The following is a 15397-nucleotide window of genomic DNA, read 5'->3' as shown; positions in this document are numbered from 1 at the left end:
GATTGCGGACGGGCCGGTCGGGCGATCGCGTCCATCTTTCCCAGCGATGGGCAGGATGGTCGAGGAAAGTCCGGGCTCCACAGGACAGGGTGGTGGGTAACGCCCACCCGGGGTGACCCGCGGGACAGTGCCACAGAAAACAGACCGCCTCGTTGGTCGAGCTTGTCGAGACCGACGGGGTAAGGGTGAAACGGTGGGGTAAGAGCCCACCAGCGACCAGGGTGACCTGGCCGGCTCGGCAAACCCCACCCGGAGCAAGACCAGACAGCGTGCGTTCGAGGACGGTCCGTCCGAGCACGCGGGTAGGTCGCTGGAGGCCGCCGGCAACGGCGGTCCGAGATGGATGGTCGCCGGCTCAGAAGAGTCACAGAACCCGGCTTACAGACCGGCCCGTCCGCATCAAGCCTGTGACCTGCGGGTTTACCATTTTCGAGGCAGTTTAGTCCGCACACAGTCCGCAGGAAATCCCGTGGACGGTCGCTGACGGCCACGAGCGAACGGTGCCGAGAGCCGGAGCGGGGGCTCGCCTGGCGGCCGAGGCGATCCGACCCTGGGCGCGTGGTGAGCCCCTACTGGTCCAAGTTGGTGATCGAGACTCGAACCCCATGCCCTCTGCAGTGGTGCGCGGATCTAGATCTCGGACGATCTCGCGCCGACTCAGGCATACATGCTGCTGACCTGGGCCAGTGCCCTGAACCGAGGACATTGACGAAAGCACACTCTACGTCCCTCGCGCGTCGTCTCGGTTGGCCTCGGAGAACTTCTGATAGAGATCTTCCTGCCATTATGCGACCGTCTACGCACTCCGGCACATCGGCAACGAGACGTGTCTTCTGGGACGCACAAGGTCTCTCAAGCACTCGGATCCGTCTCTACCGGCCGCCCCTTCCACGGCCGGGTCCGGGTCATCCAGGCGCGCACCCTAACTCGGCACAGCACCCATGCTCATGCGCAGTTCGGCACCGCTAATCGCCGATCTCCGGCCGTGGACCGCCCGCAACGCCCGTCGCACCCGTGCGGAACTCGCTGTCAGGACTCCACGCTGGGGCGACGGTAGCGACGCACATCACCGGAGGGGTCGGGAGGGGCGTTGCGCGGCCTCCTGTCAGCGAAGTCGCGGGTTCGGGTCCTGATGATCGGCAAGCCACTGTTCGTAATCGGTGCGCCGGACACGCAGACTGCCGTTTGGCAACCTAATGCATGGCGGCGCGTGGCCCTTGGCGCGCCAGTCGTAGAAGGTGGAGCGGGCCACTCCGAGCTCCTCGCAGACCTCGGCCACCGTCAGATAGCGGGTCGCTCCTACGTTGCCCATACTCCTCCTTCATGCCGCGCATGCGTCCTTCATGGCCGATTCCGTCCACGTGAGCGAGACACGGGAGTCTCATCGGCCAACCCAACTCTCGTCGTCCACATCACGCCAGATGACACCGGTTAACACCGTCGGACCGGCGTAACGATCCGGAGTTCTCCACAGGTTTGTCGCGGCCCCCACCGCGAGGTCGATCGCGGTGCTGCACTGAGGCCGTACAACCAACATGGGAGCGCGGATGGAGACAGAGCTGAGAGCCGCACGACGTACCCGCGGATGGACGCAGCAGCGGGTGATCGCCGACCTGATCGCACTTGGGCATCTCCGCAACATCGCGATGCCGTCCCGGGCGAGCCTCACCACCGAACTCTCCCGTTGGGAGAACGGCCACGTCCTACCGGGAAAGCGGTACCGAGCAATGCTGAGCGAAGTCTTCGGCGTGCCGCCGACCGAGTTCGGCCTGGCCGACGTTCGCGCACAAGCTCGCTACTGCTCGCGGTGCGGAGCCCTCCAGTGCGAAGAGGCTTCATCCCTGCAGCCCTAGGGTGAGTGAACGCACCTGACCCTGCCGGAGCGGCCACCGTCCGAGTCGCCGCGCTACGTCGGGAGTCCGCAATGTCGATTCCCACCCGGATGGGCCTGCTTGGCTTCATCGCGACCACGCCACAGGCTCGCTACGCCGGCCCCGACGGCCTGGTTCACAGCGCACCGAGCACCTTCGAGGACCTCGATGCAGCGATCGCCTGGCTGCGCAGCGAGCGGCGGCTCCTCGAGGAATAGCCCGAGTCCTGGACACCCCCAAAGGTGCGCTTGGCGGCAAGCCTGCGACCAAGGTCACCCTCGGCGAGTACGCCGAGGCATGGCTGTCCGCCCGTAAGACGAAGGGCAAGCGCCTGGCCGATCGAACCCGCGATCATTACCGGGACCTGCTCGACCTGTTCATCCTGCCACCGTTCAAGACGTCCCTCTCACCTCGATCACCCCCGACATGGTCGACCATTGGTACGAGCTCGCTGCGATCGACCGGCCGACCTACCGGGCGCATGCCTACGGGCTCTTGCGCACCATCCTTGACGCCGCGGTCGACAGCGGCTTGATCACTCACGCGAACCCGGCCAAGGTCCGCGGCGGCGGGACGACCAAGCGGTGCCACACGGTGACGCCAGCCTCGCTTTCCGAGCTCGCCACCATCGTCGCCGCCATGCCCGACCGGCGACGCTTGATGGTGCAGCTCGCCGCCTGGTGCGGACTGCGCCTCGGGAACTGGCCGAGCTGCCTCGCACGGACGTCAATCTCAAACGGAAGGTGATCAAGGTCCGCAGAGGCGTCGTCCGGGTGAAGGTAGCCGACTCCGGCGATCCGACCATCCGGCACGTTGAGCGCAGGGTGAAGGAGCCCAAGACCGATGCCGGGATGCGAGACGCCCCCATCCCTCCGCACCTGATCGGGACCTGAAGTCGCACTTGACCGAGTACACCGAGCCCGGCAGAGAAGGGCTCCTCTTCCTCGGTACTGAGGGACGCCATCCGACCCCGAGCGCCTTCTACGGACGCGAAGCCGTGCTCAACCAGAACAACACCGTCCACCGCAAAGGCCACGGCTGGTTCGAAGCCCGTCGCCGGGCCGGCCGAACCGACCTCCACTTCCACGAATCTGCGGCGCACGGTGCTCGCCGGCGCCGCCGTCCCAGGGAATAAGGGCAATCACCGGTCAACGTGGGACGCCGTTCGACACCTCGTGCCGGGTCCGGGATGCGGCCCCGTACGAGTCGACACTAGGAGCATGTGTCGACGCTTGCCCACGACGCCTCCTTAACTGCCCACTCCGATCCTGAGTGCGCAAACGATGATCGAACTCGGAGTCGTGAGAGACGAATGCGCAGGTCAGATGCGCACTTTTGCCCGAGCAAGCCAAAACTTGAGCGGCTTTTCGCCAAGACTCTAGACAAGTGACTCTCGTCACTGACAGACTCGATCTGTCGACACTTTGAGTTGACCACGTGCAGAGGAGAATGACAGTGGCTGCTTCCCAACCGAAGCTCATCGTCGAGGACCTAGCCCTCGGCCACTACTCGAAACGAAGCAAGTCCTTCGAGCTCGCGACCGAGGGGTTGGGCTTCGCGATCGAAGAGAACGAGTTTGTCGCGATCGTCGGCCCCAGCGGATGCGGCAAGACGACGTTCCTGACCGCACTTGCCGGCCTGACGCCAGTCTCCTCCGGGAGACTCGAGGTCAACGGGCATCCAGTCGTCGGTCCCGCGCCCGACCGATCCCTCGTCTTCCAGCAGGCGTCGCTGTTCCCATGGCGCAACGTCACCGGAAACATCGAGTTCGGGCTCAAAGCCCAAAAGCGCCTCGACGCCCAGCAACGGCGCCGGGTCGCCGACCTGATCAAGCTCGTCGGGCTCCAGGGCAAGGAAGACAAGTATCCACGCGAACTGTCCGGCGGCATGAGCCAACGCGTCAACCTTGCCCGAGCCCTCGCCACCGACCCCGAACTACTCCTGCTCGACGAACCGTTCTCCGCCCTGGACGCGCAGACCCGAGAGGTCATGCAGGAAGAGCTCACACGAGTGTGGCAGGCAGACGGAGCCTCTCGCGGCAAGACCGCCGTCTTCGTAACCCACGATGTTCCCGAGGCGGTCTTCCTTGCCGACCGCGTCCTGGTCTTCTCAGCGGGACCGGCCCACCTCGTGGAGGCCGTCCAGATCGACCTCCCGCGCCCCCGGGGTGCCGACATCAAACGCACTCCTCGGTTCCACGAACTCACCGACTACATCCTCGGACTGGTCATGAGCCAGTCCCAGACCGCAGGGAGGACCGATGACGACCACGTACATGTCGCGTGACATCCGACCCACCGCACCACCAAAGGCACGCACGCGGCGTCCAGCCGGCTCCTGGTCGCGGTACATGAACCCGGTCCTGGGCATCACCGGCCTAGTTGTCGTCCTGGCCGCCTGGCAGATCTGCACCACGACCGGGATCGTCGACGCCAACTTCAGCAGCTCGCCAGCTGGAGCAGCCAGGGCGCTCATCGACAGCGTCCGAACCGGAGACATCTGGGCTCCCCTCGGCTCAACCCTCACAGTCGTGGCCTGGGGCATGGCGATCTCCCTCGTCCTCGGGATCCCGCTCGGCCTCCTCATCGGACGCAACCGGGTGCTCTACGCGCTGACCGACCCGCTCATTTCGATCATGTACTCGGTCCCTTACGTCGTCTTCTTGCCCATCATCATCTTCTGGTTCGGCATCGACGCCCAGGCCCGCGTCGTGATCGTCGTGTGGAGCGCCGTCTTCCCGTTGCTGATCAACGTGATCGCCGGCGCACGCAACCTTGACCAGAACCTGCTCCACGTCTCGCAGTCCTTCTGCGCCGGCAAGCTCCTCACCCTCCGCAGCGTGGCGTTCCCCGCAACCCTTCCCTACATCCTCGCCGGTGTGCGCCAAGCGGTGGGCCGCGGGCTGGTAGGCGCCATCGTCGCCGAGCTGTTCATGGGCTCGGCCGGCCTGGGCTACGTGGTTCAGCTCAAGACCTCCGCCTTCCAGATGGATGACGCGATGGCAGCGATCGCGGTCATCGCAATCGTCGCCATCGCTCTGACCCGCTCCATCGGCTACCTCGAGAAGCGGTTCACCTTCTGGTCAGTGGCCGACTAAGACCGCTCCGCGCCCACCCCCGACCCATCCCCGCTCGTAGCGCAGGCTCCGATCCAGCCGATCGGACCCTCCCGACACGCCCCCAACCACCGCTAGGAGTCCTCATGCGTGCCTCCACCACGGTCGGCGGCATCGCCGCCGCCGGCCTCGCCCTCTCCACCCTCGCCGGCTGCGGCAGCAGCAGCGACGCCGCCTCCGGCATGAAGCTGACCATCGGGTACACCGCCATCGGCGCCGCCTACTCCGACCTCTACGTCTGCGAAGACCAAGGCGTGTTCAAGAAGAACGGCCTCGACGTCAAACTCACCCTGCTCAACAGCAGTTCACAGCTCGTCGCCGGCCTGGCCAGCAACAGCGTCCAGATCGGTGCAGGTGTCGCGAGCTCGACGGCCGCGGGGATCCTCAAGGGCATCGATCTGCGCTACGTCGCCCTGCCGATCCCCCACTACTACCTCGAGATGTGGGGCAAGCCGTCGATCACCTCGGTCGACGACATCAAGGGAAAGAAGATCGGGCTCAGCTCTCCCGGCTCGCTCGGAGACGCATCCCTTGACGCCCTCCTCGAGGAGAAGGGCTGGTCGGAGGACGACGTCCAGAAGACCTTCCTCAAGAGCACCCCGGCCGAGGTGACCGCACTCGAGCAGGGCGCCGTCGACGCCATCGTCACCCAGCCGCCCACCGGGACCCAGACCCGGGAGAAGGGCTTCACGAAGGTCACCGACTTCACCAAGTTCCCTGCGGCCGCCAACGCCTACACCGTCAAAGCCTCCTACCTCGACAGCAACAGCAAGGCGATCGCAGCCTTCGTGAAGTCGGAGACCGAATGTCTCTCGATCCTGCACAACAACAAGAAGGCAGCCATCGCGAGCATCCTCAAGCACAGCGGCAACGACGACCCCGAGTTGGCCGAGTACTCCTACAACTTCTTCAACAGGCTGTGGGCCAAGGAGCCGTCGGTTGCCCCCGAGCTGATCGACCAGGCATTCGCCGCCGCAGCCGCCGAGGGCGACGGCGAGAAGCCATCCGACACGGCCAAGTACGTCGACAACAGCTTCGTCGACCAGCTTAAGCAGTCCGGGTTCATCAACAGCCTCTACTCCAAGAACGCCGCAGCGAAGGACGCCAATGGGAACCAGTCTTGACCAGGTCAACGACCTCCGCAGCTGGCTCGCCCTCGCCCAGGACCTCGGCGAGGTCCGCACCATCAGTGGAGCCCACTGGGACGAGGAGATCGGTGCAGCCTCGCAGGTGAACTACCTCAGGCCCTCCCCCCACGTCCTCGTCTTCGACGACATCGTCGGCTACCAGCACGGCCAACGGGTCGTCAGCGCCAGCATGGCCAACGCCCGCAGGCTGGGCATGACGCTCCGGCTGGGCACCGAGCTCGACGACCGAGCCCTCGTAGACGCACTTCGCAGCAAGCCACAGGAGTGGACCGAGAACGCTTCCCGCTACCCGGTCCACCACGTCGAGCACGGCCCTGTCCTCGACAACATCACACGAGCACCCGACGCCGACCTCCTCGCCTTCCCCGTGCCGCGATGGCACGCAGGCGACGGCGGCCGCTACGTCGGCACTGGCTGCGCGGTCTTCACCACCGACCCCGACACCGGGACGCTCAACGCTGGCGCCTACCGGATGCAGGTCCAAAACGGCGGTCGAGCCGCCAGCATCAACATCGAAGCCGGCAAACACGGCGCGGCCCATGTACGCGCCTGGTTCGACCGCGAGGGGCGAGCACCCGTGACCGCTTCCCTCGGGCACGACCCGCTCCTGTTGATCGCCGCCGGCACGGAGGTCCCGACCGGGGTGTCAGAGCTCGAATACGTCGGCGCCATCCTCGGCCGACCCATCGACGTCATCCGCGGGGAAGTCACCGGGCTCCCCGTGCCCGCCCACAGCGAGATCGTGGTCGAGGGATGGCTGCGACCAGACCGACGCGAGCCCGAAGGGCCCTTCGGGGAATGGACCGGCTATTACAGCGGCGGCAGCGAACCCGTTCTCACCATGGACATCGAGCGGATCTATCACCGCGACGACCCCATCCAGCTCGGAGCGCCCCCGGGCAAACCGCCGCACGACTACTCCTACATGCGAAGCGTCATGAAGTCAGCGATGATCCAGGACGCTCTCGTCGCCGCGGGCCTGCCCGGCGTCGAAGGAGTATGGGCCCACGAGGTCGGCGGCGGCCGCCAACTCCTCGCGGTCTCCATTCATCAGCGCTACGCCGGCCACGCACGGCAGGCCGGCCACCTAACCGCCTCGCTGCCGGCCGCCGCCTACATGAACAAGTTCGTCGTCGTCGTCGACCACGACATCGACCCCCGCAGCCTCAACGACGTGATGTGGGCCGTCTGTACCCGAACCGACCCAGGCCAGGACATCGACATCCTCCACCGGACCTGGGGCAGCAGGGTCGACCCGCTGCGCGACCGCGGCTCGGCCCCCTTCAACACCCGTGCCATCATCGACGGCTGCCGGCCCTGGGAGCGTCTCGAGGCATTCCCGGCGGTCGCCGAATCACCCAGGGCGCTCCTGGACTCGGTCATTGCCCGGTGGCCCGAGGTCCTGGGGGGAGTCCTGTGACCGGCGAGCTCACCGTCGATGAGACGAACCGACCCCTGCTGACCGGCGGGCGTCGCCGTGTGGAGCTGATCCGGATGATCAAGGGTGCTGCGCCGTCCGAGAGCATCGCCGACGAGATCGCAATCTCCGTCGCCGCTGACATCATCGAAGGTCGTCTAGGTCCCGGCGACGACCTCAACTCGGTCGAACTGGCCAGGGTCTTCCGCAGCAGCCGTACGCCAGTACGTGAGGCGCTGCTTGTCCTCGAGCGGGAAGGGTTCGTCGAGATATCCGCACGTCGCCGACCGCGTGTCGCCGGGCTGTCCCTGCGGGAGGTGCGCGAGTTGTACAACCTGCGGGCCGAGCTTTACGCCCTCGTCAGTCGCGCCGTGGTGCGCACCGCCGCTGAGACCGATCTCGATCGGCTCCGTCTGCTTCAAGCCGAGCTCGACCGGGCGGCTGACGCGGGTGACGTAGACGGCTACTTCTGGGCCAACGTCGAGTTCCGCAACGCCGAAGCCGCGATCTCCCACGACCGTACCCTGCAGCGGGTCCTGGACAACCTCGGGCTGCGTGCCCTCCAGCTACGTCACCTCAGCCTCGCGCAACCTGGACGGCTGACACCCTCGGCTGCCGATCACCGGCGGCTGCTGCGTGCCTACGAAGACCGCGACGCCGACCTGGCCGCCGCCCTGACCGGCTCTCTGGTCCGGCGCGGACTGGCTGCCCTCGAACGCTCCGGCTGGACAGGTCACGAGCCGTGAGCGGGGGTGCGGTGACCGCGCCACGCCCTACGCCCCGCAACCACCACGCAGCCACTACCCAGCAGCATCCGGTCCAACGACCGGTCCCACCTCCCACACCGACAAGGAGAGACCCGAGGCCATGCCGGACCTTGTGCGCTTCACCCTCAACGACGAATCCACCGAGGTCCACGTCGATGATCCCACGGCCACACTCCTCGATGTCCTACGCCACAAGCTCGCACTGACCGGCACCAAGGCAGGCTGCGAGATCGGCTACTGCGGCTCCTGCACGGTGATCGTCGACGGCCGAGCCGTGCCAGCGTGCCTACAGATGGTCGGCCTGCTCACCGGTAGCAACGTCCGCACGATCGAAGGGCTGTCGTCCCCAGAGGGACTCGACCCGGTACAGAACGCATTCGCCGAGTGCGCCGGATTCCAGTGCGGATTCTGCACCCCCGGTCACGTGATGGCGCTACGCGCGCTCCTCGATCAGGAACCAGACCCCACCGAGGAGCAGCTCGACGCCACCGTCGACGGGAACTACTGCCGATGCACCGGCTACGCCAAGATCGCCGACTCTGCTCGACGCGCCGCCGAGCTCGAACGGATCACGCGCAGGCGGCGACTTGAGAAGCAGGAGGAGAACGCCTGATGACCACCGAGATCGCGCCCCCCGCCATCCAAGCGCAGCAGCTACCCAGTGGGATCGGAACAGCCGTACGACGCATTGACGCCGATGAGAAGCTCACCGGGCGCGCGATCTACGCCGCCGACGTACGGCTGCCGCGAATGCTCTACGGCGCGGTACTGCGCTCCCCCCATCCGCACGCCCGAATCCGGTCCATCGACACCGCTCGGGCCCGACGGCTCCCGGGCGTCCACGCCGTGATCACCAGCGCGGATACCGCGCGTCGCAAGTGGGGGGCATTCCGGCCAGACCTCTACCCACTGGCCGTCGACAAGGTCCGCTACGTAGGCGATGAGGTCGCCGCCGTCGCCGCCACCGACCTCGAGACCGCCCGCCTGGCCGCCGCGCTCATCGACGTCGACTACGAGCCCCTCCCACCGGTCCTCTCCCTCGATGAGGCCCTCGCAGACGGCGCGCCACTCGTCCACGACGACGCGCCCGGCAACCTCGCCCACGAATTCGGCTTCGACCGCGGCGGCACCGAGGAATGGTTCGACCGCAGCGACGTCATCATCGAGGGCACCTGGGAGACCACCCGACAGTGGCACGCGGCCATCGAGACCATCGGCTGCACCGCCGAATGGTCCCACGGACGCGTCACGATGTGGGTCAACACCCAGACACCGTTCCTAGCCCGGCAGCGCTACGCCACCGCACTCGGCGAGCCGCTGCGCAACGTCCGCGTCATCCAGACCGATGTCGGCGGCGGCTTCGGGGGCAAGTCAGGTGACGACAACACCTCGGTCATCTGCGCAATCCTCGCGAAGAAGACGGGGCGCCCCGTCCAACTCGTCAACTCGCGCGAAGAGGAGTTCCTAGCCAGCCGGCCCCGAATCCCAATGCGATATCGCGTCAAGCTCGGGTTCACTCGCGACGGCCGCGTGACCGCCAAGGACATCGACGTCCTCGCCGACAACGGCGCCTACACCGGCAAGGCACAGGCAGTCCTCGGCGCAGCGACCGTTAGACACGACGTCCTGTTCAATTACCGTGCCGTACGGGCCCGATCGCGCCTCGTGTACACCAACCTCGTACCCACTGGGGCCTTCCGTGGCTTCGGCAACCCATCGGCCGATTGGGCCGTTGGACAGGCCTGGGATCTCGCCGCCGAGAAGCTCGGTATCGACCTGCCCGACCTCTTTCTGCTTAATGCCGTCGAGTCCGGAAGCATCTCCCCGCACAACCACAAGGTCAACAGCTGCGAGCTGAAGCAGTGCATCGAGAAGGTCACCACGGCAATCGGATGGCGTGAGAAGCGCGCCAACCGGCGGCCCAACCGCGGCCTCGCCATGGGGTGCAGCGTCCACGTTTCCGGACGTCGCAGCTTCGGCGACTACGACGGCAGCGCGGCCATGGTCCGCGTCGCCGACGACGGCCGAGCCACGGTGATCATCGGTGAAGGAGAGATCGGCACCGGCGCACGAACCACCCTCGCGCAGATCGCTGCCGCTGAGCTCGGCATCCCAGTCGAGGACGTCACCGTCACCCGTCCCGACACCGACCTCACCTCGCACGCGCTCGGTGCCCTCGCAAGCCGGGTCACCTACGTCGCCGGCAACGCTGTACAGCGCGCCGCCCAGGCCGCCTGCCAGCAACTACTGGAGGCCGCCGCGAAGCAGACCGGCGTGCCTGCCTCAGAGCTCTGGATCGCAGACGGTCACGTTCACGGCCACAACCCCGAGGGCCAACAGCTTCGGACCCCCGTCGGTACGATCGCCCGCGCCGCGCTCTACCAGCCCGGCGGCGAGCCGATCGTGGGCCTGGGATCCTTCGACAATCCCTCAGAGTTCCCCGACGAGGTGCGGTACGGCAACGAGTCTGGTGCCTACAACTTCGTCGCCGAGGCAGCTGAGGTGGAAGTCGACCCGGACACCGGAGCGATCACCGTCCATGAGGTTGCCGCAGTCGTCGACTGCGGCACCGTGCTCAACCCGCCGCTCGCCGAAGGCCAGGTCGAAGGCGCCATCGCCCAAGGGCTCGGCATGGCCCTGACCGAGCGGTTCCACTGGGCCGACGGCGCCCCTGAAGACCCGACATTCTCCGCGTACAAGATCCCGACGGCCGGCATGATGCCAAAGCTCCATGTCCAGTTCGCCGACTCCTATGAGCCAACCGGCCCCTTCGGCGCCAAAGGCGTCGGCGAGATCGCGCTCGACCCCATCCCGGCAATCATCTCCAGCGCCATCGCCGATGCCGTCGGCGTAAGAGTCACCGAGTTGCCGATCACAGCCGAGAAGATCTTCTGGTCGCTGCACCCAGCGACCACCCAGGGCAACGCCGCGCACCCACGCAGCGACAAGGAGGACCCGTCGTGACGTTCACCATCGACCCCACCGAAGCCGCCCAGTCCGGCCGCATCCGCTGGACCGACTCGGTAGATGAGGCCGTCGCGGTACTGGCCTCCGACAACGACGCCCGACCCGTGGGTGGCGGTGTCTGGCTCGCGCTGCGCCGGCGCGAGGGGGCGCCGATCGGGACGCTCGTGCCGCTCGATCACCTACCGGGCCTGACCGGAGTCCGCGAGGAGGGCGACGAGCTCGTGATCGGCGCCGCAAGCCGCCTCGCCGACCTCGAATCCGATCCTTTGCTGCGCACACACTGGCCCGCCCTTGCCGACGCCGTCGGCGCCGTCGGCACCGCACGGATCAGGCGTCTCGTCACCATCGGCGGGAACCTGGCCGCCGCAGACGAGACCCACGATCCTCCAGTCGCTCTCGCCGCCGCCGGCGCGGTGATGACCGTGCGAACCCAGGACGGCACGCGGAAGGTGCCGACCACCAACCGCCTCGCCCCAGGCGAGCTGATCATCGACCTGAGGCTGCCGCGCTCGCGCGCACTCGTCGGATCCGCCTACGAGAAGTTCCTTGTCCGCGGGCTGTGGGAGTACCCGTGCGTGCACGTTGCGGCCGTCGTCGAACTCGACAGCGCTGGCGATCTGATGAGGGTCGATCTCGCTGTTGGTTCCGTGCGAGAGGCGCCCTACCTGGTGGATCTCTCCGATCTGACCGGACACGAGCCCAACCGCGAGCTGATCGAGGTCGCGGCCGAGCGCTCAAGGCAGCTCACCCCAAGGACCGATGCGAAGGGGTCGGCCGACTACAAGCAGCAGATGATCGCCCACTTCACCCGTCGCGCGCTTCAGTCCGCCATCTCCCGCGCCCGTCACATCCCTGCGCGCCCAGGAGGAACAGCATGACCCCGACCGCACAAGGCGCCGCCGTCACCCGCGACGGAACCCGGATCAGCTACCGCCGAACCGCCGCATCAGACGGCTCGCCGAGGGTCGTCTTCGTCCACAGCCTCGCACTTGACCACAGCATCTGGGACCGCGTAGTTGAGCGCCTGACAGGTCGCGCCGACCAAGTCGCAGTCGACTGCCGCGGTCACGGGGCGTCCGGGCGCTCCGGGTCGCCGTACACCGTCGAGCAGTTCGGCGACGACATCGCCGACGTTCTCGATCACCTCGGCTGGGAATCAGCGACGATCGTCGGCTGCTCGATGGGCGGCTGCGTGGCCCAGGCGTTCGCGGCTCGCCACCCCGAGCGGGTCGACTCTGCAGTCTTCGTCGACACCACCGCCTGGTACGGGCCCGATGCCCCCAGCGAGTGGGCAGAGCGAGCGCGCAACGCCCGCGAGAAGGGACTCGCGTCACTCGTCCCATTCCAGCTCGAGCGTTGGTTCGGCGACGCGTTCCGTGCCGCCGAACCGAAACTCATGAAGAGTCTCGCCGACCTCTTCACCGCCAACGACCTCGACAGTTACACCGCCACCTGCGAGATGCTCGGCGCCACCGACCTGCGCACCGCCTCGGCGACAATCACCTGCCCCACCGTGGTTCTAGTGGGCGAACACGACCGCGCTACTCCCCCACCCATGGCCGAGACGCTCGCAGCCCTCCTCGGTGCTGGTTCGCCCACCGTCGTCCCCGGGACACGCCACCTCACCCCATTGGAGAACCCGAGCGCCGTCCTCAACGCGCTCGAACAGGTCACCCCGGCCCTGACCGTCTCGGAATCCGCATGAGCTCCATCGACGTCCACGCCCACCACGTCGGCGCAGACCTGGTAGCTCGCCTCCAAGCTGACGGTGCAGCCCACGCGATCGCACTCACCACCGACGACCCGCCGCGCGTCCGCGTCGGTAGCCGCATGACCGGCCTGCCGCTCCTGCCGGGGCTCACCGACGTCGCCGCAAGACTCGCCTGGCTGGACCGAGCCGGCATCGAAAAGCAGCTCATCGCACCCTGGATGGACCTAGCCGGCTACCACCTGCCCATCGAGGACGCCGCCTGGTTCGCCGCCGCTCAAAACGATGCGCTGGCGAACCTCGTGGCCGACCACCCCGACCGCTTCATCGCCGCCGCGGCCGTCCCGCTCCAAGACGCCCACGCCGCCGCAGACGAAGCCCAGCGTGCCATCCGCGGACTCGGCCATCGAGCTGTGCAGATCGGCGCCCGGATCGGCGAGACCGGACTCGACGACCCGATCCTCGAACCGTTCTGGAACACCATCGAGGAACTCGACGTCCCGCTCATCATCCACCCGATGGAGCTCGAGGTACCTCAGCGCCACCGCCGCCTGTTCCTCCACATCCTCGTCGGCAACCCGAGCGAAACCACCTTCGCTGCCGCAGCCCTCCTCCTCGGCGGAGTCCTCGAAAGGCACCCGAGACTCCGGGTGCTGCTCGTGCACGGCGGCGGCTTCCTCCCCTACCAGCTCGGACGGATCGACCGCGGTCTCGAAAGAGCGCCCCACGCCTCCCGCGGGCCAGCGCAACAGCCGCCGCGTCAAACCGCCAATCGACTCTTCTACGACACGGTCCTCCACAACCCCGACGAACTGCGACACCTCGAAGCATTCGCACAACCGGGCCATCTACTCCTCGGATCCGACTACCCGTTCCCGATGCGCCTGGACGACCCACTCGCGGCCGCTGGGGCCGCCGCGATCGACACCACCCAACTAGGCAGAGCGGCTGAAGAATGGCTCGGGCTCACTCCCGCCAGCCAGACGACTCCACCGTCGCAAGGCCACGATGAAGGATCGATCGCGTGAGCGCCATCGCCAACTCGGCATCCCGGTCCCGGTACGCCTGCATCAGCCGTCGATGGTCTTCCACCGAACGCTCCACCCGACCCGGCAACGACAGGCTCAGGTGCCGCACCCGCAGCATCCGGATCCCGATGGAGTCCAGCACCTGGCGGACAGCCTCGTTCCCTGCCACGCGCGCCTCAGTGTTACGGAACTCCACGTTGTGCCAAAAGTACGCATCGCTGTCACCGGCCGCTGCCGCAGCCTCAAGGCGAGCATGGACAAGCTCCAACTCGTCCAACTGCGAGTCGGTGCAGTGCTCGACAATCCGCCGGCTCACCAGGCCGTACAGCTCCTGCCTGAGCTCGTACAACTCCCTGACCTCATCCAGCGCCATCTTGCGGACCCGGGGCCTCCGCCTCGCAGGGATCTCAACCAAGCCCTCACGCTCCAGCGCCACCAGCGCCTCACGCACCGGCGTCCGACTGCTGTTGAACCGCCGCGCGAGCTCGACCGAGTTCAGATCATCGCCGGCGCTCAGGCGCCCCTCCACGATGGCCGTTCCCACCGAGACCACAATCCGCTTAGCCACACTGTCCAGCGCTCCCGACCGGGCGAGCACCCGCAAGATCTCACGATTCCCCGGCCCGTCGCTCTCCGGGTCCTGCGCACTCTCGCTAGCGCCCCACGACGTGGCCTCGCTCATCTCGACTACCTACCTCACCAGGAGTTGGACATGGCACAGGTAACCACAGCTCGCGTCCCCTGGGTCCTCGGCATCACCGGCGCCAGCGGTACCCCATACGCCGCCGCCGTCCTGCGCGGCCTCCTCGACGCCGGCCAACCCGTCGACCTGGTTGTCAGCCAAGCGGCACGACTCACCATGCTCGACGAGACCGGATGGACGTTCCGAGAAGCGACCTGGCGATCCGACATGGAGCGGTTCATCGGGCGAGAGGTCGCCGACATGGTGGCGTGGAAAGCCGGCGACTTCACCGCCGGCCCCGCCAGCGGCAGTTACCAGACTCGCGGCATGATCATCGTCCCGGCCACGACAGCTGTCGTCGCCGGCGTGGCCACCGGAATCAGCAAGGACCTCATCCAGCGCGCCGCCGACGTCACCCTCAAAGAACGTCGTCCGCTCGTGTTGGTTCCTCGTGAGACCCCGCTGCGGACCGCAACTCTCCGGCAGATGGCCGATCTCAGCGCGGAAGGCGCCATCATCCTGCCAGCCTCCCCTGGCTTCTACGCAGGTGCCAAGGACGTCGACGAACTCGTCGACTTCGTCGCAGCGAAGGTCCTCGACGTTCTCGGCGTCCCACACGAACTATCGCGGCGGTGGACCGGGCAACTTGGTGTCACCTCAGCGGCAGACCCCGAATAGTCCCGCCATGACGAGC

15 protein-coding genes and 1 other RNA gene are annotated in these 15397 nt (G+C 67.0%); 14 read left to right on the top strand and 2 right to left on the bottom strand.

Annotation, left to right across the window (positions count from 1 at the left end):
- The first annotated feature begins 9 nt into the window (after positions 1–9).
- An RNA gene (gene rnpB / locus ABLE53_RS11520) (RNase P RNA component class A) lies at positions 10–397 on the top strand.
- A gap of 708 nt (positions 398–1105) precedes the next feature.
- On the opposite strand, the gene ABLE53_RS11515 is transcribed toward rnpB, so the two are convergent.
- Positions 1106–1312 carry a helix-turn-helix transcriptional regulator gene (locus tag ABLE53_RS11515; RefSeq protein ID WP_348859071.1) on the bottom strand — a complete coding sequence of 69 codons (207 nt, stop codon included), beginning with the start codon at positions 1310–1312 and terminating at the stop codon, positions 1106–1108.
- Between the two features lie 612 nt (positions 1313–1924).
- On the opposite strand from ABLE53_RS11515, the gene ABLE53_RS11510 reads away from it, so the two are divergent.
- From ABLE53_RS11510 to ABLE53_RS11455, 12 genes are all read left to right on the top strand, one after another.
- A complete protein-coding gene (locus ABLE53_RS11510) occupies positions 1925–2089 on the top strand; it encodes a hypothetical protein (protein WP_348859070.1) in 165 nt (54 codons plus the stop codon).
- Positions 2090–2297: 208 nt separating this feature from the next.
- Complete coding sequence (locus ABLE53_RS11505; protein ID WP_348859069.1) at positions 2298–2618, top strand: hypothetical protein; 321 nt, start codon at positions 2298–2300, stop codon at positions 2616–2618.
- A gap of 708 nt (positions 2619–3326) precedes the next feature.
- The gene (locus tag ABLE53_RS11500) at positions 3327–4157 is read left to right on the top strand and encodes an ABC transporter ATP-binding protein (protein WP_348859068.1); all 831 of its coding nucleotides are present in this window, start codon (positions 3327–3329) and stop codon (positions 4155–4157) included.
- Positions 4132–4968 (top strand): ABC transporter permease, encoded by an 837-nt coding sequence (locus tag ABLE53_RS11495; protein ID WP_348859067.1) that lies wholly within the window; start codon positions 4132–4134, stop codon positions 4966–4968. The genes ABLE53_RS11500 and ABLE53_RS11495 overlap by 26 nt, the downstream gene beginning before the upstream one ends.
- A 104-nt stretch (positions 4969–5072) precedes the next feature.
- The gene (locus ABLE53_RS11490; RefSeq protein WP_348859066.1) at positions 5073–6110 is read left to right on the top strand and encodes an ABC transporter substrate-binding protein; all 1038 of its coding nucleotides are present in this window, start codon (positions 5073–5075) and stop codon (positions 6108–6110) included.
- Positions 6094–7554, top strand: coding sequence for a UbiD family decarboxylase (locus ABLE53_RS11485; RefSeq protein ID WP_348859065.1), 1461 nt, complete (start codon positions 6094–6096; stop codon positions 7552–7554). The genes ABLE53_RS11490 and ABLE53_RS11485 overlap by 17 nt, the downstream gene beginning before the upstream one ends.
- On the top strand, positions 7551–8297 hold the full coding sequence (locus ABLE53_RS11480; RefSeq protein WP_348859063.1) for a GntR family transcriptional regulator: 747 nt from the start codon (positions 7551–7553) through the stop codon (positions 8295–8297). The genes ABLE53_RS11485 and ABLE53_RS11480 overlap by 4 nt, the downstream gene beginning before the upstream one ends.
- A 121-nt stretch (positions 8298–8418) precedes the next feature.
- On the top strand, positions 8419–8931 hold the full coding sequence (locus tag ABLE53_RS11475; RefSeq protein ID WP_348859062.1) for a (2Fe-2S)-binding protein: 513 nt from the start codon (positions 8419–8421) through the stop codon (positions 8929–8931).
- Entirely contained in the window at positions 8931–11282 is a 2352-nt protein-coding gene (locus ABLE53_RS11470; protein ID WP_348859060.1) for a xanthine dehydrogenase family protein molybdopterin-binding subunit, read from the top strand. The genes ABLE53_RS11475 and ABLE53_RS11470 overlap by 1 nt, the downstream gene beginning before the upstream one ends.
- Positions 11279–12163: an FAD binding domain-containing protein gene (locus tag ABLE53_RS11465; RefSeq protein WP_348859059.1), complete on the top strand. Its 885-nt coding sequence runs from the start codon at positions 11279–11281 to the stop codon at positions 12161–12163. The genes ABLE53_RS11470 and ABLE53_RS11465 overlap by 4 nt, the downstream gene beginning before the upstream one ends.
- Positions 12160–12990, top strand: coding sequence for an alpha/beta fold hydrolase (locus ABLE53_RS11460; RefSeq protein ID WP_348859058.1), 831 nt, complete (start codon positions 12160–12162; stop codon positions 12988–12990). Before ABLE53_RS11465 ends, ABLE53_RS11460 begins: the two co-directional genes overlap by 4 nt.
- Positions 12987–14021 (top strand): amidohydrolase family protein, encoded by a 1035-nt coding sequence (locus ABLE53_RS11455; protein ID WP_348859056.1) that lies wholly within the window; start codon positions 12987–12989, stop codon positions 14019–14021. The genes ABLE53_RS11460 and ABLE53_RS11455 overlap by 4 nt, the downstream gene beginning before the upstream one ends.
- Here ABLE53_RS11455 and ABLE53_RS11450 read toward each other — a convergent pair.
- Positions 13960–14703 carry a GntR family transcriptional regulator gene (locus ABLE53_RS11450; protein WP_348859055.1) on the bottom strand — a complete coding sequence of 248 codons (744 nt, stop codon included), beginning with the start codon at positions 14701–14703 and terminating at the stop codon, positions 13960–13962. The two genes, ABLE53_RS11455 and ABLE53_RS11450, sit on opposite strands and share 62 nt — an antisense overlap.
- Before the next feature lie 30 nt (positions 14704–14733).
- Between ABLE53_RS11450 and ABLE53_RS11445 the strand changes: the two genes are divergently transcribed.
- Positions 14734–15381 carry a UbiX family flavin prenyltransferase gene (locus ABLE53_RS11445; RefSeq protein WP_348859054.1) on the top strand — a complete coding sequence of 216 codons (648 nt, stop codon included), beginning with the start codon at positions 14734–14736 and terminating at the stop codon, positions 15379–15381.
- Positions 15382–15397: the final 16 nt, after the last annotated feature.

Source organism: Nocardioides asiaticus (assembly GCF_040049175.1).
Lineage (GTDB): Bacteria > Actinomycetota > Actinomycetes > Propionibacteriales > Nocardioidaceae > Nocardioides > Nocardioides cheoyonin.
This window is presented reverse-complemented; position numbering and strand designations above follow the sequence as displayed.